Source organism: Amycolatopsis sp. WAC 04169 (assembly GCF_003947535.1).
GTDB classification, from domain to species: Bacteria; Actinomycetota; Actinomycetes; order Mycobacteriales; family Pseudonocardiaceae; genus Amycolatopsis; species Amycolatopsis keratiniphila.
The window spans coordinates 679,933-700,877 of the sequence record NZ_QHJI01000005.1; the positions used below are offsets into that span (position 1 = coordinate 679,933).

Here is a 20,945-nt window from a genome sequence, read left to right on the forward strand (position 1 = left end):
TGCTGTCGCTCCTTGGCTGTCGATGTCCGGGACGAGCCGACGCCAAGCGCCGGGTCACCCCTTCGGTCGATAGTCGCGGAAGCCGCCACACGGAACGCACACACTTCGGCCAAGCCCGCGTTTCGTCCTCTGAATGCGGTCCTTGCGCGGGCAAGGACCGCATTCAGAGGACGAAACGCGGGAGGAGGATCAGCAGGTGCCGGCGGTGGCGCGGAACACCTGGGTGCGCTCACCGGACAGCGGCCGCACGCGGACCGCCGGGTCGGCGGCGGGGAGCCACACGGACTGGCCGCGGCGAAGCTCGACCTGCTCGCCGTCGTCGGCCGTCACCAGCAGGCTTCCGGCGGTGCACAGCAGGATCTGCGGGCCGACGTCGTGGACGGCGACCTCGCCGTCGTCCCCGGCCTCCCATTCGATCCGCGACAGCTCGAACTCCGGCGCGTCGGTGCGGTACACCGACAGGCGCTCCTCGCGCTCTCCGCTCTGGACCGGCATCTCCCCGCACGCGAAGTCGACGACGCGCAGCAACTCCGGCACGTCGACGTGCTTCGGGGTCAGCCCGCAGCGCAGGATGTTGTCCGAGTTCGCCAAGATCTCGACGGCGGTGCCGTGCAGGTACAGGTGCAGATTGCCGGCGGGCAGGTAGATCGCCTCGCCCGCGCTGAGGGTGAGCCGGTTGAGCAGCAGCGCCGCGAGCACCCCCGCGTCGCGCGGATGCGATTCGCCGAGCTCCAGGATGGTCCGGCATTCGACGTCGAACTCGCCGCGTTCCTGGACGTGCTTCACACACGAATCGAGGACCTCGGGCAGCAGCTCGTCGAGCGCGGCCTGCGGCAGCGTGATCCAGGTGGTGAACAGCGCGCGCAGCCCGGCCGGATCCGGCTGGGCCTCCAGCAGCACCGCGTACTTCGCCAGCCCGGGCGTCTCGATCGCCTTCAGCAGCGCGATCGTGCGTTCCGGGTCGCGGAAGCCCGCCAGCGCGTGGAACTCCGTCAGCGCGCAGACCAGTTCCGGTTTGGCCGTCGGGTCCGGGTAGTTGCGATTCGAGGCGTCGCGCGGGATCCCCGCCGACTCCTCACGCGCGTACCCCTCCGCCGCCTGCGCGGCCGACGGGTGCGCCTGCATCGAAAGCGGCTCTTCGGCGGCGAGGATCTTCAGCAGGAACGGCAGCCTGCCGCCCCAGCGGCCGGCACAGGTCGTGCCGAGCTGGCCGACCGGATCGGCTTCGACGAGCTCCAGCAGGCTCCGCTCGGTGCCGTCCGGGCCGATGACGTGGGACGGGTCGCCGGGGTGGGCGCCCATCCACAGTTCCGCCTCCGGATGCGGCGCCGGCACCGGACGCCCCAGCAGCTCGGGGATCGTCGTCCTGGACCCCCACGCGTAGGGCCGCACGGCATTGCGCAGCAGCTCCACTGTCACCTCAACTCCTCGCCGGGCACGGGTGGTGCCGGCCCTCATTTCCTACGTCGCGCTCGGGACTCACGCCGTTGCGGGCGTGTACCTCCCGGCGCCGCCGATGCTGCCGACGGCCAGCCCCAGATAGACCGCGGCCAGCTCGAAACGCAGGGCGAGAACGGCCGCACGCACGATCTCGTCCGTTTCGATCTCTTCGGCCGGGGCGATCACGTCGCCGCCGGGCAGCAGGTCTTCCGCCTGATAGCGGGCCGCCTCCGCGGCGGGCCCGGTCCGGACCGAGAGGAGCAGCACCCTCGGCGTCGCGCCCGCCCCCTCCTCAGGGTCCGCGAAGATATCGCGATCCACGCCGCCGGACAACGCCGCCCGCCGCAAAGCGGGCCTGGCCAGTGCCTGGCGGTAGTCCTCCACGTCACAGACGACGGCGGCGTGCGCGGCGAACGCGTGGGCCGCGTGCTCGCCGACGGCGACCGCGACCGGGTCCAGCCCCCACAGCAGCGGCTGGCGCTCGGCCAGCTTCAGCGCCATCGCCTTGGCCGGGTTGGCGAACGACTCCCTGGCCAGGTAATCCTTCTCGGCTTCCGCGTCGAGGTGGTCCGCGAGCTGCTCCAGGTCGGCCACCAGCAGGCCGAGGGCGTTCGCGGTGAGCAGGGCGGCGGCGAGCCCGCGCGGGAAGGCCATCTCCGGCGGCACCGGGAGCCTCGGCGCGAGCAGCAGCCCCTTGCCCGCGACGGAGGCCGCGACCGGGCCTTCGGCGGGCGCGGACAGCACGACGGTCGCGCCGAACCGGGCGGCGCGTTCGAGGGACGCGGCGAGCTCGCGGTCACCGGCGTCGTCGGTGTGCGCGAAGACCACGTCGAGCGCGCCGATCCAGCTCGGCACCACCTCGGCGACGACCACCGGCACCGGGCACGACGGGGTCAGGAGCGCGGCGACCAGCCGGGTCAGCGTCCGGCTGACGCCCGGCCGGTCGATCAGCACGAGCGAGCGCGGGCGCCCGACGTCCAGGCGATCGCTCAGCTCGAGTTCGGCCGCGGCTTCGGCGGTCGCCCGCACCTGGGCGCCCGCCATCGCGGCGGCACGGAGAAGCCCCGCGGTGTCGGCCTCGGCCAGCCTCGCGGGATCGTCGAGCAGGGAATCGTCAGGGACCGTCGGCATGGGCGCCATCCGGGGTCGTCGGCTCGGTGGCTTCGTCCAGCAACAGTACCGGGATTCCATCACGGACCGGATACACGCGACCGCATTCCGTGCAGGTCAGTGCGTCGGCCTCGGGATCGGCCGCCGTCCCCGGCCGCAGCGGCGCGTGATCGGGGGACGGGCAGGCCAGGATCTCCAGCAACTGTGCGTCGAACGTGACGGCCATGCTTACTCCCTACCTGTGGGACATCTCTATGTGTGTTTTCACGACACATTCGTTACCCACGGACGATCGCCAATACGTCTTCGGTCAGCGCCCGGACGGCCTCGGCGTCGGCGGCCTCGACGTTCAGGCGGAGCAGCGGTTCGGTGTTGGACGGGCGCAGGTTGAACCAGCCGCCGCCGGGGAGCTGCACGGTGAGCCCGTCCAGTTCGTCGATCTCGACGCCGTCACGCGCGCCGAAGGCGTCCTTGACCGCCATCATGCGGGCGACCTGGTCGTCGACGGTCGAGTTGATCTCACCGGAGGCCGCGTAGCGCGAGTACTCCGCCGTCAGCTCGGACAGCGGGCCCGCCTGCTCGCCGAGGGCGGCGAGGACGTGCAGCGCGGCCAGCATGCCGGTGTCGGCGCGCCAGAAGTCGCGGAAGTAGTAGTGCGCAGAATGCTCGCCGCCGAAGATCGCGCCGGTCTTGGCCATCTCGGCCTTGATGAACGAGTGCCCGACCCGGGTCCGCACCGGCTTGCCGCCGTGCTCGGCGACGATCTCGGGGACGCCCTTCGACGTGATCAGGTTGTGGATGATGGTGCCGCCCGGCTCCTTCTCCAGCTCGCGGACGGCGACCAGGGCGGTGATGGCGCTCGGCGAGACGGGCTCGCCGCGCTCGTCGACGACGAAGCAACGGTCCGCGTCGCCGTCGAAGGCGAGGCCCGCGTCTGCACCTTCCTCGCGCACCTTCGCCTGGAGGTCGACGATGTTCTTCGGGTCGAGCGGGTTGGCCTCGTGGTTCGGGAAGTTGCCGTCGAGTTCGAAGTACATCGGGACGACCTCGATGGGCAGGCCCGCGAAGACCGTGGGGACGGTGTAGCCGCCCATGCCGTTGCCGGCGTCGACGACGACCTTCAGCGGGCGGCTGCCCGAGAGGTCGACGAGCTTGCGCAGGTACGCCGCGTAGTCCGCGAGGACGTCCTTCTCGGTCACCGAACCGCGCTGGCCCTCGAAGGCGGGCACGCCCTGCTCGACGGTGTCGCGGATCTCCGCGAGACCGGAGTCCTGGCCGACGGGGGCGGCGCCGGAGCGGCACAGCTTGATGCCGTTGTACTTCGCCGGGTTGTGGCTGGCGGTGAACATGGCGCCGGGCAGGTTGAGCGAGCCGGACGCGAAGTACAGCTGGTCGGTGCTGGCGAGGCCGATCGACACCACGTCGAGGCCCTGCGAGGTCACGCCGTCGGCGAAGGCGGCGGACAGCTCGGGCGAGGAGTCGCGCATGTCGTGGCCGATCACCACGGAGTCGGACTCCGGCTTGATCAACAGGGCGAACGCCGATCCGAGGTCGCGGACGAGTGCCGCGTCCAGCTGCTCACCGACCACGCCGCGAATGTCGTAGGCCTTCACGATGCCCGAAAGGTCTGGCACGCCTGCTCCCCGCCAATAGTCTCGTTACAACGCCCTCTGGCGCGCTCGAAAGCCTACCGGCGAGCCCTCGCGTCAGGCGCGGCCGGGCAGGACGCGCAGGTGGCCGCGCCTGCCCGAGGGTCCCTCGGGTTCGGGCTCGGGCGCGGGCTTGTCGGAGCGGCCGGCTTCGCGCACGGCCTCGGCCAGCGCGGTCAGCTCGTCGGCGGAGGGATCCGGGGCGGCGAAGGCGCCTTCGTGCCGGACGACTTCCCAGCCCTTGGGCACGGTCAGCCGGAGGGCGTGGGCCTCGCAGAGGTCATAGGAGTGCGGCTCGCTCGCGGTGGCCAGTGGGCCCACTACGGCTGTCGAATCGCTGTAGGCATACGTGAGCGTGGCGACAGCGGGTTCGAGACAACCCGTTCGCGAACACTTTCGTACGCTCCGCACGATCGAGAACGATAGCGCGTCGCGAGCCCGGCGTACCGGCGACACGCGCTTTGAATCGCCGAGCGCGTACCCTTCGGTGCGTGGCGACGGCTCGTGATTCCCGACAGCGACGGCGGATGCGACGGGACCGGCACGGCCGGGGCCTGCGCGGAGCGCTGTATCCGTCGACCCTTCCCGCCGCCGCTAGCAGGGCGGAAAGGTTCGACGCGCTGGTTTTGGACGCGCTCGAACCGATCGAAGCGCGGTGGCGGCACGAGCTGACGAAGCTCGACGTCGCCGTCGACGACGTTCCCGAAGTTCGCTCGGATGGCGCACCCGCCGGAGTGGACGGGGTGCTGCACGACGGCGCCGTCCCGCTCTCGCGGCTCGTGCCCGCCGGCGTCGACCGCGCCGGCCTCCCGACGCGGGCCCGGATCGTCCTCTACCGCCGCCCCCTCGAAGCGCGCGCGAAGGACCCCGGCGAACTCGCGGAACTCGTCCACGACGTCCTCGTGGAACAGGTCGCGGGCTACCTGGGCGTCGAACCCGACGTCATCGAAGGCGAATAACCCCTGCCCAGCCCCCGCCCTTCCCCGGGGGGCGTCCCCAGCCCAGTGTATCGCCGCCCACCGACGGGACCTGCGGAAACGGCCCTGACGGGCGGAGTTGTCCACAAGGGGAAGGGGCTGTGGATAACTCGTTGAAGCCTGGTGAGTAACCAATGTCGCATTTGAGACGCTGAGCGACCCAAATGCGGCATTGGGAACCCTCGGCGCCGCGGTCCGCCCCCAATGTGCGCGCCGCCAAGGCCTCCTTCGGGACACTCAACGTCTCAAAGGAGGCCTTCAGGACACCCGCGAGCTCAAGAAGCACGCCGCCGCGTAGGAACAGCAGTCAGCAGCGTGAACAGCACAGCCGCCACCTGTGCGAGAAGCAGCAGGTTCCGCGTCGTCCCCTGATGCTCCACCACGACCTCCGAAGGAGTGGGCGGCACCGAGACCGCCACCTGATGCCCCCAAGCCCGCACGATCGGCACGGCCTTGCCGTCCACGCTCGCCTGCCAGCCCGCCTCGAACTCCGCGGCCAGCACGAGCAGCCGTCCGGTCGGGCCTTCCGAGACCCGCACCCGCACGTCCGGCAGCCCGGCCTGCACCGGCGCCACCCCGGGTGACGCGCCCGGCGCGCCCTTCCCGGTCACGGCGGCCTGCGCCAGTTCCGGCGAGATCAGCGCCACCTGCCCGCCGGCGGGCAGCAACCGCAGCACCGGACGCCCGTCCGAGGTCGGCGCCGCCAAGGCGACCAGGTCTCGCGCGAGTTCGACGAAGGCGCCACCATCCGCGCCGCTCGGCAGCACGACATACGACACCCCCGAGGCCAAAGCGGCCGCGAAGGCCTGCTTCACCGCGTCCGGCGAGCCTTGCAGAAGGTCCCGCCGCCACGAAGCCAGCCGATCGGCACTGCCCGGCGTCGGCGCGAACTCGTCGTCGCCGAAACTCGGCAACCGCCCACCGGTCTGGCGCGCGAGGTCACCGATCACCAGCACCGATCGGCCGCTCGAAGCCAGTTCCGCCGAGATCTCCGGCGCCAGCGAGGGGCGTTCGCCCGCCCGCAGGGGCCCTTCCCGTCCGGCGACGACCGCGCCGGTCGCCAGCGCCAGCAGCACGAGCACCCCCGCCACGGCCGTGACCTTCGCCAGCCACGGCGCGGGATCGATCCCGGAACCGCCCCGCTGCCAGGTCGCCAGCACCGTCCACAGCAGTCCCGCGCCGATCACCAGCAGCGGCACCCCGGCGTACCCGGTCGCGTGCGCGCCGCCCGACATCGGCGTCACCGCCACGAACCGCACCGCGCCGAGCCCGAGCGCACCCAGCACGACGACCGCGACACCGCCGCCCGCGCCCTTCGTCGGCCGCACCACCAGCGCGACGATCGCGGCCGCGACCAGCGCCACCCCGATCGGCCAAGCTCCGGGACCGCCCGGGTCCAGCCCGGCGAGATCGGCGCCGGACGCGGCCGTGGCACCACCGCCGAGCCCGTGCAGCAGCAGTTCCGGATGCCTCAAAAGCACACTCGGCCACGGCAGCAGCAACGCCAGCGGCAGGAACACCACGATGCCGACCGACGCGATCCGCCGCGCGAGCCCGGTCGGCGAAGGCAGCACCACGAACCCGATCACCAGCCCGACCAGCGCCAGCGCGTGCGCCAGCGGGGAGAAGGCGCCGATCAGCGCCAGCCCGATCGCGCTCAGCGCCGAAACGTGCAGCCAGCGCGAGTCCGCGCGGACCAGCAGCCCCACGATGCCCGCGATCACCAGCGGCAGCAGCAGATGCACGACGACGACGTCGAGCCGACCCTGCGCGACCGAAGCCGTGGCCGCGGGAAGCACGCCGTACGCCGCCGCCGCGACGGCACGCACCCAGCGACGCACGCGAAGGTGCCGAGTGGCCACATAAGCGCTCAGGGCGGCGAGAGGGATGTCACCGATCAGCAGGATCGCGACCAGCGCCGCGGGACCACCGATCGGCGTGAAGATCGCGCCGATCGTGCCCAGCACGGGCAGCGTCGCGGGCGCGGGACTCGCCGTCCCGCCGGCGATCGCGTGCCACGGCGCGAGATACGACGACCAGATCTCGCCGAGCCCGCCGACCGGCAGCAGTTTCCCGCCGAAGAGGTCGAGCCCGAGCCGGGATCCGTTGACCACGAACGCGAGCGCCGTCAGCACGACGAGCATGAGCACCGGCGGGGCGAACACGGTCGCGCCGAGCACCCGCTTCCGGTCGACCTCGACGAACACGAGTTCCGGTTCCGGCCGCCGTCCGCCGTCCCTCGGCACCGGCGACGGTTTCGGGCCCTCCGCCACGGGCTTTTCGGGAACCGCGACCGCGACGACCGCGCTGGGCCGACGAAGCCCCGTCCCGCGCGAGCCGACGCCGCGCATCGCCCCCGCGGGCAGCGCACCGGGACCGACCGGACGATCCTGCCCCGCCTTCAACGCCTCCGGCGGGATCCAGGCCCCCTCCTGATCCACGCCCTCCGGCACCGTCCCGAGGGCGAAATCCCGTTCCACGCCACGCCGTACGAGGCCGACGACACCGGCGCGCACGGCGTTGCGCACCCGCGTCATCCGTCCGGTGAACAGGCCGCCGACCTTGCCGGGCCGTCCGGTCTTCCGGCGTTCCGCACGGGCCGCGCGCAGTCCGCCGCGGCCGCGCAGCAGATGCCAGGTGGCCGCGAGTTCCGCGCCCGCCTCGCCGGTGCGCCGCAGCAGCAGGAACGCGAGTGCCCGCAGCACCGCGAAGACCGGAATTCGAAAAAGTCCGAACCAAAAGGACAGTGGCGGGCAATTGACGAGGAACACCCGGAGCCCGTGCGCGCGGTTCGCCGTGGCGAGGGGAAGGCCGAGGGCCTCCGGTTCGCGCTGTCCGGTGCTGAGCGCGCGGGCGTGCCGCAGCCGGGCCGACGGCACCGAAAGCACGCGGCCGCCCGCGGCGTTGGCCCGCCAGCCGAAGTCGAGATCCTCGCGCAGCAAGGGAAAGCCGGGGTCGTAGCCACCGAGGTCGTGCCAGACTTCCCTGCGCACCAGCGATCCCGCGCTCGGCACGGCGAGTACGGCGGTGTCGTTCTCATCCGGTGAGATCTGCTGCCGATGGCCGATCGCGTCGGTCGACAAACCGGCTTCGACGATCAGGCGCGGGTCGCTCCAGTCGACCGCGAGCGGGCCGAGCACCGTCGCGGCGGGCTCGTTTTCGGCCGCTGCCAACAGGTTTTCGAGACACCCCGGTTCCGGCGCGCAGTCGTCGTGCAGCAGCCAGAGCCAACCGCCGGGGTCGCCCCAGCGTTCGACGGCGTGCTCGACGGCCTCGCCCACCGCGGCACCGAAGCCGACATCACCGGAAAGCGTGAGAATTCCATCCAAGACCGGCGCTTCGCGGTCGGCCGCCGCGTCGGCGAGGATCTTCGCCGTGCCGTCGGTGGATCCGGTGTCGACGGCGAGTACGTGCCGCGGCCGGACACCGCTGCGCCGCAGCGCGGAAAGCGCCAGTGGCAACCAGTTCTCGCCGTTGTGACAGACCACAATGGCCAGAACGGGGGCCGTGCGCGGCACAGATGACGCGGCAGTGCGAGACAACGGGCACTCCAGATGTGGCGGCGAAGTCGAGTGCCGCCACCCTACGACGCGACCCTGTCACCCGTTGGTGGCCCCACTAGGTGGATGCGAACGGAAGCGATCTCCGGCGCACGAGGCCGCCGGAGATCGCCGTCACACAGCTCGCTTTTTCAGTTTCCTACGCTCACGTTCGGAGAGCCCGCCCCAAATACCGAACCGCTCGTCATGCGCGAGGGCGTACTCGAGGCACTCGTCCTTGACCTCGCAACCGAGGCAGATCCGCTTGGCTTCACGGGTGGAGCCGCCCTTCTCGGGGAAGAACGCCTCCGGGTCCGTCTGCGCGCAGAGGGCCCGTTCCTGCCAGTCCTGCTCTTCCGCGGAGGCATCGTCGAAAAGCTCGGTGAGATCGCCCAGTTGCTGCTCCGGGACCTCACCCCAACCCACGACTTGCCCCCATTCCCTTCCATCTGCTTCCAACCGCACGTCCGCCTCCTCGCTGTCCACGCACTCCCCAGGCTGGCGGTGTTGAAACACCATCCGCCGCCCCCTTCCAGCGACGAATGACATCACTGTGATTACACCCGTGTAGTGCGGTCAGGTCAAGCCGAGTAGCGAGTTCGGGGGATACTCACGCCTCATCGCGCAAGGGGACACGCCGACAACTTCACATCGGGCATACGGAAGACTGGAGGGGTGCAGAGATCAGCAGTGCGGCCAAGCCCGATCTTCCTCGGCATCCTCGCGGTCACCGTCCTGGGCGGTGTACTGGCGGCTTTCGGTGACACGACGACGATTTCCAGCCAGAAGTACGACCCGCTCATCATCATCGGCGTCGTCCTGCTCGTCGCCGGCGGCTGGGTCGCGTCACTGACGCTGCACGAGTTCGGCCACGCGATGGTGGCGTTCCGCGGCGGCGACCACAGCGTCGCCCACAAGGGTTACCTGTCCATGGACGTCCGGAAATACACGGATCCGGCACTGTCCATCATCCTGCCGTTGGTATTCCTCTTCATCGGCGGCATCCCGCTGCCGGGTGGCGCGGTGTGGATCGAACACGGGCGCCTGCGCTCCCGCGGAGTCCAGTCGTGGGTTTCGCTCGCCGGCCCGCTGAGCAACCTCGGCGTCGGTGTCCTGCTGACCCTCGTCGTCGCGCTCGTGCCGATGTCGTCCGGTCTCGTGATCGGGCTTTCGTTCCTGGCGCTGCTTCAGATCGTCACGTTCATCCTGAACATCCTGCCGATCCCCGGCCTCGACGGCTGGGGCGCGATCGAGCCCTACCTTTCGCCCGGCGCGCGCGAGTTCGGCGCGAAAGCCCGGCCGTGGGCGCCGATCGTGCTGTTCGCCGTGCTGTTCCTCGTACCCGGGGCCAGCTCGTTGCTGTGGCAGGGGTCCTTCGCGGTCTTCGACACCGTGGGCGGGTTCAAGCTCGCGGCCATGTACGGCCAGGACGCGTTCATGTTCTGGAAGTGAGCTCGCCGTCGGGGTGTTCGGTGAACCATTCGTGCGCCCGCTTCCAGACGCGTTTGAGACCGGACCGCTCGCCGAGGTAGTCGCCCGCCATCCCGACCACCGGCAGCTTCCCGAGCGCACGGTGGAAAAGACGGCCGCGTGGCCGCTTCTCCAGTTCTTCGACGATGCCCAGCAGGCCCCGGCCGAGCCGCCACAACGTGCCCGCGGCGGCCTTCAAGGTGATCTTGCCGTGCTTCTTCTTCGCGTCGTCGAGTTCTTCGGTGAGCTTCGCCGCTTCGTCGTCTTCGGCGGCCTTGTCGTGTTCGGCGTGTTTGCCCGCCGCGATCACCGGGTCGATGTCGCGTTCGAAAAGGACCCACGCGATCAGCCGGACACGGGCGCCGACGTCGGTCACGCCGTACTCCCCCGCGATCGCGCACAGCAGCACCCCCTGCGCCGCCGAGCCGAGCGCGTCCTGCACGGGCAGCCGGTCGGCGAGCGCGCCGCCGAGGCCGGGGATCGCGGTGATCAGCGCGGTGAACCGGCCGACCCGGTTCACCCACCAGTCGGTCCGCTGGTAGTTCGACATCTCGGCCCACGCCGCGGTGCCGGGCACCTTGACCGAGGTGATCCCGTTGAGCAGCTTGTCCTTCAGCCCGGGTTCGACGCCGTCCAGATCCTCGTGGCGGCGGCCCCTGGCCTGCAATCCGAACGGATCCGCGTCCCGCAGCGCGTCGACCATCGGCCCGCAGGCGCGCACGAACGGCCGCAGCACGGCCACCACCTGGCGGTCCGAAATCGCTTCACCCACCGCTGACTCCCTTCGCAGGCCTTCCCAGACCGCCACCCAGCGCCAGTGCTCCCGGCAACGCCCCGCCGCCGATCAGCAGCAAGGCCCGCCAGTCCTGTATCAGCACCAGATCACCTCCGGGTCCGGTCGCACCCATCCCGAGTACGACTAGTACCCAGACGAGCAGCGGAATCACCGAAAAGGAGGGCCGCACCACTTTCGCGGTCGTCCGCACCAGGAGCGGGGTCGTGAGCACCGCGAGCACGACGGTCACCGGCAGCGGCGCGTCCCCGAGCTTCGGCAGCACGATCCCGTCGAGGCGGAGCGGCAGGAAGAAGAGTTCGAGCAAGCCGAGCAGGAACGCGTCGAAGGCCAGCAAGACGAGCAGCAGGCGCTGCCGCGACGTGAGCGGCTCACTCACTTCGCGAGTCCCCCGAACAGATCGGCCGCGGCACCTTCGGCCGGTCCGTGGGCGAGCACGAAGTACTCGTTCGGGGTGATCGGCTGCGCGACGTCGTTGCTCAGCGCGAAGTGGTCGGCGAGATGCGGCGGGGCCGGCACGCTGACCTGGGTCTCGTGCGCCCGCAGCGCGGCCGCCTTCGCCGGGATGTACGCAACGACGTCCAGGACGGTCGTGATGGTCTCGTCAGGCGTCACCGGCAGTTCGCCGTCTTCGGGGACCCGGAACGTCGAGCGTCCGCGCAGCGCGGCGAGCCCGGCCGTGACGGCGTCACGCGAAGAAACGGTGTGGAAGACCCGCTCGACCGACGCGGCCTTCGGCGCCGCGGCCATGGTGACCTCGTGCGCGCGGATGTGGTCGGGGTGCCCGTAACCCCCGAAGGCGTCATAGGTGACGACGACCTGGGGCCGGACCTCGTCGAGGATCTCGGCGAGCTGAGCGGCCTGCTCGTCGAGGTCGCCGCCGGAGAACGCGCGCCGATGGGCGGCGGACGGCGTCCCGGCCATCCCGGAGTCACGCCAGCGGCCGATGCCGCCGAGATACCGGTGCCGGGTGACGCCCAGCGCCGCGCAGGCCGACGCGAGCTCACCCGCGCGGTAGCCGCCGAGCTGATCGGAAGCCCACGAACCGAGACCGTCGAGGGACGGCGGGATGATCTCGCCCTCCTCACCGAGAGTGCACGTGACGACGGTCACTTCGGCGCCTTCGGCCGCGTAACGCGCGATGGTGCCACCGGTGGTGATGCTTTCGTCGTCCGGATGGGCGTGCACCAGGAGCAATTTGGGCCGGTCTGAGATCACGGCTTGAAGACTAATTCGAACACGGCGCGCTTTCCTTTATAGGGTGTCGGGAACGGAAGCCGGAGAGCACCGACCTTAGTCGGGCCACTCTCGGTTATCCTCGCGCGAGTCACGGGCATTGCGCCGTGACCATATGTACCCCCACGAAGGGCATCTTGGTGAGCACTGAAGCAGCATCGTCGGACCTCGGCGGCGTGTCGGGTTCGGTTCTGTCCATCTCCGACCTGAGCGTCTCGTTCCCGACCGACGAGGGCGTGGTCGACGCCGTCAAGGGCATCGGTTTCGACGTCAAGCCGGGTGAGATCGTCGCCGTCGTCGGCGAGTCCGGTTCCGGCAAGTCGGTGACCTCGATGTCGGTGCTCGGGCTGCTCCCGAAGACGAGCCGGATCGCGGGCGAGCTCCGCCTCGGCGACCGCAACCTGGCCGACCTCAAGGAGAAGGACCTCCAGAAGATCCGCGGCAACCAGGTCGCGATGATCTTCCAGGAGCCGATGACCGCGCTGAACCCGGTCTACACCGTCGGCTGGCAGCTGCGCGAAGCCCTCCGCTCGCACCAGGACATCTCGAAGGAAGCCGCCGACAAGCGCGCCGTCGAGCTGCTGGAGATGGTCGGCATCCCGAACCCGCCGCTGCGCTTCAAGCAGTACCCGCACCAGCTCTCGGGCGGTCTGCGCCAGCGCGTCGTCATCGCGATGGCGATCTCGTGCGACCCGAAGGTCATCATCGCCGACGAGCCGACCACCGCGCTCGACGTCACCGTGCAGGCGGAGATCCTCGGCCTGCTGCGCAAGCTGCGCGACACCCTCAACACCGCGATCGTGCTGATCACGCACGACATGGGCGTCGTCGCCGACCTCGCCGACCGCGTGGTCGTGATGTACCAGGGCAACATCGTCGAAGAGGCGCCGGTGCGCGAGCTGTTCGCGTCGCCGTCGCAGGAGTACACCCGCAAGCTGCTCGCCGCGGTGCCCGTGCTGGGCCAGCGCCCCGAGGGCCGCCGCCTGCTCGACGACGAGGGCATCTCCGCCGACAGCGACGAGGCCACGAAGATCGCCGAGGAGATCCGGCTCGAAGACTCCGAGCTCGCCGCGGTGATCGAGGAGAACGCGCCCGCGCTCGAGATCAAGAACCTCGTGCTGGAGTACCCCGGCCGCCGCGGCCAGGCGAAGAACCGCGCGGTGGACGACGTCTCGCTGAGCATCGCCAAGGGCGAGATCGTCGGCCTGGTCGGCGAATCCGGCTCCGGCAAGTCGACCGTCGGCCGCTGCGCGATCCGCCTGCTGACCCCGACCGCGGGCACCGTGTCGATCGCGGGCAAGGACATCACGAACATGTCGAACAAGGAGCTGCGCCCGCTGCGCCGCTACTTCTCGATCGTGTTCCAGGACCCGGCGTCCACACTGGACCCGAAGATGACCATCGGCGAATCGATCGCCGAGCCGATGGTGCTGCACAAGTTCCTGCAGGGCAAGGCCCTGAACGAGCGCGTGACGTCCCTTTTGGACAAGGTCGAGCTCGGCGGCCACTACCGCAACCGGTACCCGCACGAGCTGTCCGGCGGTCAGCGCCAGCGCGTCGCCATCGCGCGGGCGCTCTCGCTCGACCCGGCGCTGCTGATCGCGGACGAGCCGACCTCGGCGCTCGACGTGTCGGTGCAGGCCCGCGTGCTGGACCTGTTCCTGGACCTGCAGCGCTCGCTGCAGTTCGCCTGCCTGTTCATCAGCCACGACCTGGCCGTCGTCGACCTGCTGGCCGACCGCGTCGCGGTGATGCAGCACGGCAAGCTGGTCGAGGTCGGCACGCGTGACCAGGTGCTGCACTCGCCGCGTGAGGACTACACCCGTCGTCTGCTGTCGGCCGCCCCGGTCGCGGACCCGGTGCTGCAGGCCGAGCGGCGTGCCGCCTGGGAGGCGGGCAAGCTGGCCCCGGTGGCCGACTGACGCTTACGTGAAGGCCCCCTTCGCCGCGCTGGACGCGGTGAAGGGGGCCTTTGTGTATCTGGACGTCACTCGCGTGTCTGGAAGCGCGTGAAGGCCCCCTTCCCGCGGCTGAGCCGAGGGAAGGGGGCCTTCACGCGCTAAAGAGGGCCTCAGGCCTTCTGACGGCGCTGCCGCGGGTCGAAAGCGTCCCGCAGGCCGTCACCGATGAAGTTGATCGTCAGCGAGATCAGCACCAGCACGACGAACGGGCCGAAGAACAGCGCCGGCCGCGCCTGCAGCTGCGCGTAGTTCTCGAGGATGACGCGGCCGAGCGAAGTGTCCGGCAGCTGCACCCCGAGCCCGATGAACGACAGTGCCGCCTCGATCAGCACGGCCTGCGCGATCGCGAGGGTCGCGTTGACCGTGATGAGGCCGACCATGTTCGGCACCAGGTGCTTGAACACGATGTGGAACGTCCCGGCACCGGACGCGCGGGCGGCGTCCACGAACTCGCGCTGGGACAGCGACATCGACTCGGCCCTGGCGATACGGGCGATCGGCATCCAGCCGAACGCCGCCAGCACCATCGCGACGATGTACCAGGTGCCGCCACCGAACACCTTCGCCAGGATGGCGGCGGCGGCGATCTGCGGGACGATCAGGAACAGGTCCGTCACGCGGGAGATCGCGGAGTCGGTGAAGCCGCGCAGATACCCCGCCATGGCACCGAAAACGGTGCCGATGGTGGTGGCGACGAGCGAAACGATGAGCGCGATCAGCAGCGAGTACTGGGTGCCGCGCAGGATCTGCGACACCATTTCCTTGCCGACCTGCGTCGTCCCGAGCGGATATTCCGCGCTGGGCTTGGCGAAGGACGGGAACGAGCTGTCCTCGTAGCTGTGCGGCCAGAAGATCGGCATGATGATGACGGTCAGCACGAGCAGCAGCAGGACGCCGGTGCAGACCATGGCCAGCTTGTGCCGCAGGAACTTGCGCAGGACCAGCTTGCCCTGACTCTGGGGCTCGGGCAGCGCCTCGTCCGGGAGCGTGCCGTCGGCGGACTTGGAGCCTTCCGCCGCGATAAGGGAGTTCAAGTCAGCCAACGCGAATCCTCGGGTCCAGGATGCCGTACATCAGGTCGGCGATCAGGTTGGCGACGATGATGCTGCTGGCGATGAGCACCAGCCACCCCATCATCACCTGCGTATCGCTCTTGGTCACGGCTTCGACGAGCAGCTTGCCCATGCCATTCCAGTTGAACACCGTCTCGGTGATGATCGCGCCCGAGAGCACGGCACCGAAGTTGACGGAGAACAGCGTGGTCACCGGGATGAGCGCGTTACGGAAGGCGTGGCGGAAGATGACCCGGCCGTTGGCGAGTCCCTTCGCACGCGCGGTCCGCACGTAGTCCGCGTTCAGCGTCTCCAGCATCGAAGCGCGCTGGAACCGGCTGTAGGCGGCGAAGCTGATGGCCATGATGGACAGTGTCGGCAGCAGATAGGCACCGATGTAACTGGCCAGGAATCCGCCTGGACCGTCGAAATTCAGCGATTCCGGACTCGTGGTGCGGATCCAGGGATTACCGAGCACATCGGACAGTCCCAGGTCGCGCACCCAGCCGTTGAACTCGATCGCGTACCGCTTGAGCACGATGGCGACACAGAAGATCGGCATCGAGAACAGCAGGAAGGCCAGCGTGGTGGCGATGTAGTCGATGATCGAGTACTGCTTGACCGCCGCGACCACACCGACGAGGACGCCGAGGATGAGCGCGAGGATCTCGGCACCGACCACGAGCTTCAAGGTGACCTCGAACGCGGCCATGACCTTCGGGAACACCGGGGCCTGCGCGTTGCCCTGTGCGATGGACACGCCCCAGTCGCCGGTGACGAAGTTGCCGAGCCAAGTGAAGTACCGGGGCACGATGCTCTGGTCCAGCCCGAGCTGCGAGGCCATCTGCGCGATGGCTTCCTTGCTCATCGCCGGGTTGCTCTTCATCTCGGCGAGCGGGTCACCGGTGCCGGCGACCATGACGAAACACAGGAAAGTCCCGACCAACAGGACGGGAATCGATATCGCCAGACGGCGAAGAATGTAGATCACCAGGTTCAACGAACTGCTCCTCATCCGGGCCTGGTCGCCGAAGTGCTGGACCGCTGCCCGGTTGTCCACCGTAGTGGCGGTAACCCTACGGTCAACAGCTACTTCCGGCGGGTACGGGGGCCCGGCTTGTGGCCGGGCCCCCGTACCACCAGGATCGCGTAAGCGAGTGGTGAAAAAGCGGGGCGGAAGGCCCTACTTCTTCTGCTCCCACTCACCGACGTTCCACAGGACACCGTTGTACGACTGCATGTAAGTGCGGTCGATGCCCTTGAACGCCCACATGGACGGGGTCTGGAACAGCGGCAGCGTCGCGTACTCGTCCGCGATCGCCTGGTCGGCCTTCTGGTAGTTCTCCAGCTGCACGGCCTCGTCGGTGGCCTTCACGGCCGCCTCGAAGGACGAGTCGATCGTCGGGTTCGACAGGCCCTGGTAGTTCTGGCTGCTGTCGTCGACACGGGTGATGTAGATCGACTTCTGCTCGGCCTTGAACGGAGCGGCGGACCAGCCGAAGAGCGCGGCGTCGTAGTCGCTGGCCGCGAGACGGCCACCCTTCAGGAAGTTGGCGTCCTGGTCGTCCGTGATCTCGATACCGGCGGCCTTGGCCTGCGAGATGATGATCTCGACGGTCTGCTGACGGCGGGTGTTCTGGTTGTGCGAGATCTTGAACGACGCGCGCTGGCCGTTCTTGGCGAAGATGCCGTCGCCACCCTTGACCCAGCCGGCGTCGGTCAGCGTCTTGGCCGCGGCCTCGGCGCCCAGACCGGCCTTGCTGCTGTACAGGTCCTTGAAGCCCTGCTCGCCCGGCATGAACACGATGCTGTTCAGCGGGGTCGCGTCGGCCTGGACCTCCTTCAGCAGCTTGTCGGTGATCTCCTGGCGGTTGACGACCTCGAAGAACGCCTTGCGCAGGTCCTTGTCCTTGAACATGCGCTTGTAGTTGAGGTCGATGTGCTCGAAGGTCAGCTGCGAGGCCGAACCGTAGGTCACACCCTGGGCGGAGAGGCCCTTCATGGTGTTGGCCGCGGTGGCGTCGGGCTGGGTCGAAGCGGCGACGTCGATCTCACCGTTCTGCAGCGCGGTCGCCATGGCCTTGGTGTCCTCCATCGCCTTCACGACGATCTTGGAGGGGCCACCCTTGCCACCGATCCAGTTCGGGTTCTTCTCGAGCGTGACGGCCTTCTGGTTGGCGTCGAACGCGGTGATCTTGTACGGGCCCGAAGCCGGCATGACGTCGGCCTTGAAGCCCTTGAAGCCGTTGGTCCAGAAGTCGCCGGCCTTGGTGAGCTGCGCGGCGTCGCTGGTCGGGGTCAGCTTGGTGATGTCGGCGACGCCCGAGTTCTTCTCGACGATGTGCGCGGGCATGATCGCGGTCGAGTTGAACAGACCCTTGTAGTCCAGGTACGGCTCGGTGTACTTGGTCTCGAAGGTCAGGTCGTCCTTGCAGGTCGCCTCGTTGATCAGCTGGTAGCCGGTCGTCGAAGCGGCGAGGAAGGCCTGCTTGCCGTCGGCGGTCTTCGCCTTGCCGGAGTGCGCCAGCCACGACAGGTACATGTCGTCGCAGTCGAACGCCTCGTTGTCCGACCACTTGACGTTCGGCTTGATCTTGTAGACGACGGTCTGCGGCGCCTTGGAGGTGACCTCCCAGGAGTCGAACACGTCGTTGTTCAGCAGCACCTTGTTGTTGCCGTCGAGCACATCGGCGCCGGCGAGCACGGCGGTCAGGATGTAGGTGTTGTACGACGTGTTGGTGTCGGGCGTGTCGTTGTTGTAGCCCGAGTACCCGTCGTCGATGCCCACCGTGACGGTGCCTTCGTACCCCGGGGTGTCCGCGAGCTTGAAGTTTTCGCCGTTCTGCGCCTTGCCGGTCGCCATGCTCTTGATATCGGTCGACGACCCGTTCTGGTCGGTACTACCGCTGTCGCCACCGCTGCATGCGCTCAGCACAAGCGCGGAGGCCGCGACCAGCGACCAGGCGGAGACTGCCTTGGACTTCCTCATGAAGTGTGCCCTCCTAGCACTGGGCTCCTGAGATCGGAACAGGACCCCACACCGCTCCGGTGAGATGGCCCGGAGCCTATGACACGCCAAGCGACACTCATTTGGCGCACTGCGGGTGCACGCTAGAAAGGAAATGCACGAACAGTCACCAGTTCCGGGGCGATCGTGACCAAAGGGTAACTTGCGGCTGACATCAAGAAATACACCGGTTACCTTGAGGAATCAGTCCGCCACTCGAACGTGCCGGGAAAGGTCACCCTCCAGGGTCCGGCTCGGACTCGAAACGGCTACTTCGGACCCCTCGTCCAGTTCACCGCCGACCCGAAAGGGCCCACCATAGGAGGACCAGCGGTTACTCCGGAAATACCAGAGCCGATGGCGAGGGTATCGGCCAGCTGGAACAACGGAATGGCAACATTCCGACGCCACAATTCCGGTTCGAGGGCCGAAAGCGCGTCCGCGGCCGGGGTGGCGCCGGTCAGCGCGGCGTCGATCGACGGCTGCAGGGCCGGATCGCAGAAGCCCAGCGGGTTCGCCGGGACGACGGCCTTGGTCTTCTCGGTGAGCTGATCGGGGCGGCAGCCGAAGCTGGACGCCAGCGCCGACGCGACGTCCGCACCCCCGGTGACCTGGCCGATCACCGCGATGTCGATGCCGACGTTGCCCGCGCCCTCCGGCGTCGTCTGCTGGATCCCGTTCAGCACCGGCATGGCGAGCAGGGTCGAGAACAGCTCCCTCGGCTGCGGCGCGATCGCGTTGACCTCGATCCCCGCGGCCACCAGTTGCGCCGTCAGCTCCTTGGCGATCGTCGCGTACGGCTCCTGCTTGGCGGGCGACGCGACGACCAGCGAAAGGTTCTTCCCGTTCTTCCGCCAGGTTCCGGCTTCCTTGGTGTATCCGGCGGATTTGAGCAGTTCCTCGCCCTTGACCGGGTCGGCCGCCGACGGCGGGCCCGGAGCCGGGATCGTCGGCTGGAAACCGGGGGCCGACGGGACGCGGACCTGGGCGTCGGCACGGAGCTTGTCCGACGGGCCGCCGTCGGTCGCCTCGGTGATCAGCTTGCCGCGGTCGATCAGCGCGGTGACGCCTTCGCGCACCTTGGGATCCGACAGCGTCGAACTCACCGGCCGCAGGAGGATCTGCGCGACCGTGGGACGCGCGACCGTGTGCAGCTGGACGGCGGAGCCGAGTTCGCCGAGCCGTTTGAGGCCGGTGCCGTCGGTCCTGGTCATCGCGAACTGGTCGTTGCCGCTGCGCAGCGCGGCCAGTGTGCCCTCCTGATCGGCCGCACGGAGCACGATCCGGTCGAGGGCGGAGGGTTTCTCCCAATAGCGCTCGTTGCGCTCCAGGGTGATCTCTCCGCGCGCGGTGTCGAGGCCCTTGATCGAGTACGGGCCGCCGACGGCCGGGAACGCCGTCGCCAGCGCGCCCTGCCACCCGTTCGGGGCGTCCTTGAGCAGATGGGCGGGCAGGAGGTTGCCGAAGAGCGTCTGCCAGCCCGGGTACGGCTTGGAGAAGGTCACCTCGACCCGCTTGCCGCCTTCGCGCGACTGGATGTCCGAGATCAGCCGGTAGCCGGCGGCGCCGATGACGCCCGGCTGGTCGCGCATCGCCTCGCGGAGGTACGCGAAGTCCTCGGCCGCGATCGGCGCGCTGTCGGACCACGAGGCGTCCGGGCGGATCGTGTACGCGACCGTGAACGGCTGCTGCGAAACGACCTCGGCGGACTTCATCAGGCTCTTGTCCAGCTCGAAGCTGCCGTCGTCCTTGGGGCGGAACACCGACGGGAGCAGCAACTGCGAGAGCGCCGAAGTCACCTGGGACGCGTCGGCGAGGTTGTGCGGGTTGTAGCCGCCGAGAACGTCGTCGACCCCTACGACGACCTGCGAAGGCGTCTTCGTGGTCGACGTGCTCACCGGGGAGGCCGAAGAGCTGACCACGGGCGGGGGCGGGGTGTTGCTGCAGGCGGCGAGGAGCACCGCCGCGCACGCCAGCATGGGTGCCGCTGTGGTCCGTGACCGCACGCCTGGATCCTCCTGGTTTGTCCCTCGCCCCGTCGCCATAGAGCTATCACGCCGGACATGGCCTCGGCAGCGAGATTCCCATATCGGCCCGGTCGTCGCCCGACCGGATGCCGTCCTCCCCAGGAGGACGTCCGGGAGCCGCCCGGGGTTCCTGCCGCGCCGGGCCTTTTCGGGCACACCCGATCGCGCTACTCCGGCAATCGGTTCCGCAAACCCGGAACATTCCGGAACGCCCGCCGGAATGTTCGGCACCGGACGATTCACGACCGAAACGATCGCGATCGCGAGTCCTATCCGGACGCATTTAGGCTTTTTCGTTTCGCGGCGGCCGGGTCCGCATTCCGCCAACGGGCGCGCGCGGCCGCTCCGCCGTCGTTCCGGCGCCTGGCGTTCCGGTGTTGTGAACACCGTCCGAAAAGGGCGATCGCTTTCCCTCGGAATTGCAGGGAAAGGAACTTTCTTTAACGAAGAACGCTCGATCGAATACGGTGCGTGACCACATTCGGCGCCGGAAACGTCGAAGGGCGCCTACTCACGGTGAGTGAGCAGACGCCCTTCGACGTTGGGACGGCGCGCGTGATCAGACGGACGACACGGGTGATCGAGTGGACGACACGCGTGTCCAGCCGGACGACTCGCGGCAGGACCGGTCGCGTCAGAGCGTCGTCCGGCCAGTCACGTGTGTCGTCCGTCCAATCACACGTG

The 20,945-nt window shown here is 69.0% G+C and carries 17 protein-coding genes; 3 read left to right on the top strand and 14 right to left on the bottom strand.

All coding sequences use genetic code 11. The features are described 5' to 3' along the window. Positions 1–189: 189 nt before the first annotated feature. The 5 genes from manA to DMC61_RS15935 all read right to left on the bottom strand — a co-directional run bounded on the left by manA (position 190) and on the right by DMC61_RS15935 (position 4,610). Entirely contained in the window at positions 190–1,413 is a 1,224-nt protein-coding gene (manA, locus tag DMC61_RS15915; protein WP_125689971.1) for a mannose-6-phosphate isomerase, class I, read from the bottom strand. Between the two features lie 66 nt (positions 1,414–1,479). Continuing rightward, positions 1,480–2,571, bottom strand: a complete 1,092-nt coding sequence (locus DMC61_RS15920; protein ID WP_043848372.1) for a hypothetical protein — start codon at positions 2,569–2,571, stop codon at positions 1,480–1,482. After that, the gene (locus tag DMC61_RS15925; RefSeq protein ID WP_016337108.1) at positions 2,555–2,776 is read right to left on the bottom strand and encodes a Trm112 family protein; all 222 of its coding nucleotides are present in this window, start codon (positions 2,774–2,776) and stop codon (positions 2,555–2,557) included. Before DMC61_RS15925 ends, DMC61_RS15920 begins: the two co-directional genes overlap by 17 nt. A 52-nt stretch (positions 2,777–2,828) precedes the next feature. Then, positions 2,829–4,184, bottom strand: a complete 1,356-nt coding sequence (locus DMC61_RS15930) for a phosphomannomutase/phosphoglucomutase (protein WP_125689905.1) — start codon at positions 4,182–4,184, stop codon at positions 2,829–2,831. Positions 4,185–4,256: 72 nt separating this feature from the next. Beyond that, positions 4,257–4,610 (bottom strand): DUF3499 domain-containing protein, encoded by a 354-nt coding sequence (locus DMC61_RS15935; protein WP_073848429.1) that lies wholly within the window; start codon positions 4,608–4,610, stop codon positions 4,257–4,259. A 116-nt stretch (positions 4,611–4,726) separates the two neighbouring features. On the opposite strand from DMC61_RS15935, the gene DMC61_RS15940 reads away from it, so the two are divergent. Beyond that, positions 4,727–5,158 carry a metallopeptidase family protein gene (locus DMC61_RS15940; protein WP_016337110.1) on the top strand — a complete coding sequence of 144 codons (432 nt, stop codon included), beginning with the start codon at positions 4,727–4,729 and terminating at the stop codon, positions 5,156–5,158. Positions 5,159–5,451: 293 nt separating this feature from the next. On the opposite strand, the gene DMC61_RS15945 is transcribed toward DMC61_RS15940, so the two are convergent. Then, positions 5,452–8,718, bottom strand: coding sequence for a glycosyltransferase family 2 protein (locus DMC61_RS15945; RefSeq protein ID WP_233594818.1), 3,267 nt, complete (start codon positions 8,716–8,718; stop codon positions 5,452–5,454). Positions 8,719–8,850: 132 nt separating this feature from the next. Further along, entirely contained in the window at positions 8,851–9,234 is a 384-nt protein-coding gene (locus DMC61_RS15950; protein ID WP_007028952.1) for a WhiB family transcriptional regulator, read from the bottom strand. 171 nt (positions 9,235–9,405) lie between these two features. Between DMC61_RS15950 and DMC61_RS15955 the strand changes: the two genes are divergently transcribed. Continuing rightward, complete coding sequence (locus DMC61_RS15955; protein ID WP_016337112.1) at positions 9,406–10,167, top strand: site-2 protease family protein; 762 nt, start codon at positions 9,406–9,408, stop codon at positions 10,165–10,167. On the opposite strand, the gene DMC61_RS15960 is transcribed toward DMC61_RS15955, so the two are convergent. From DMC61_RS15960 to mshB, 3 genes are read right to left on the bottom strand one after another with little or no spacing between them, the layout of a single operon-like run. Next, on the bottom strand, positions 10,151–10,957 hold the full coding sequence (locus tag DMC61_RS15960) for a hypothetical protein (protein WP_063277765.1): 807 nt from the start codon (positions 10,955–10,957) through the stop codon (positions 10,151–10,153). The two genes, DMC61_RS15955 and DMC61_RS15960, sit on opposite strands and share 17 nt — an antisense overlap. Next, the gene (locus tag DMC61_RS15965) at positions 10,950–11,357 is read right to left on the bottom strand and encodes a hypothetical protein (protein WP_125689906.1); all 408 of its coding nucleotides are present in this window, start codon (positions 11,355–11,357) and stop codon (positions 10,950–10,952) included. Before DMC61_RS15965 ends, DMC61_RS15960 begins: the two co-directional genes overlap by 8 nt. Next, positions 11,354–12,196 carry an N-acetyl-1-D-myo-inositol-2-amino-2-deoxy-alpha-D-glucopyranoside deacetylase gene (mshB, locus tag DMC61_RS15970; RefSeq protein WP_233594819.1) on the bottom strand — a complete coding sequence of 281 codons (843 nt, stop codon included), beginning with the start codon at positions 12,194–12,196 and terminating at the stop codon, positions 11,354–11,356. Before mshB ends, DMC61_RS15965 begins: the two co-directional genes overlap by 4 nt. 158 nt (positions 12,197–12,354) lie before the next feature. On the opposite strand from mshB, the gene DMC61_RS15975 reads away from it, so the two are divergent. Further along, positions 12,355–14,136, top strand: a complete 1,782-nt coding sequence (locus tag DMC61_RS15975) for an ABC transporter ATP-binding protein (protein WP_072030078.1) — start codon at positions 12,355–12,357, stop codon at positions 14,134–14,136. Positions 14,137–14,285: 149 nt separating this feature from the next. Here DMC61_RS15975 and DMC61_RS15980 read toward each other — a convergent pair whose 3' ends face one another. From DMC61_RS15980 to DMC61_RS15995, 4 genes are all read right to left on the bottom strand, one after another. Then, complete coding sequence (locus tag DMC61_RS15980; protein WP_125689907.1) at positions 14,286–15,218, bottom strand: ABC transporter permease; 933 nt, start codon at positions 15,216–15,218, stop codon at positions 14,286–14,288. Beyond that, positions 15,211–16,227: an ABC transporter permease gene (locus tag DMC61_RS15985; protein ID WP_016337118.1), complete on the bottom strand. Its 1,017-nt coding sequence runs from the start codon at positions 16,225–16,227 to the stop codon at positions 15,211–15,213. The genes DMC61_RS15980 and DMC61_RS15985 overlap by 8 nt, the downstream gene beginning before the upstream one ends. A 183-nt stretch (positions 16,228–16,410) precedes the next feature. Then, positions 16,411–18,216 carry an ABC transporter family substrate-binding protein gene (locus tag DMC61_RS15990; protein ID WP_125689908.1) on the bottom strand — a complete coding sequence of 602 codons (1,806 nt, stop codon included), beginning with the start codon at positions 18,214–18,216 and terminating at the stop codon, positions 16,411–16,413. 287 nt (positions 18,217–18,503) lie between these two features. Continuing rightward, positions 18,504–20,213, bottom strand: a complete 1,710-nt coding sequence (locus tag DMC61_RS15995; protein WP_125689975.1) for an ABC transporter family substrate-binding protein — start codon at positions 20,211–20,213, stop codon at positions 18,504–18,506. Between the last annotated feature and the right edge of the window lie 732 nt (positions 20,214–20,945).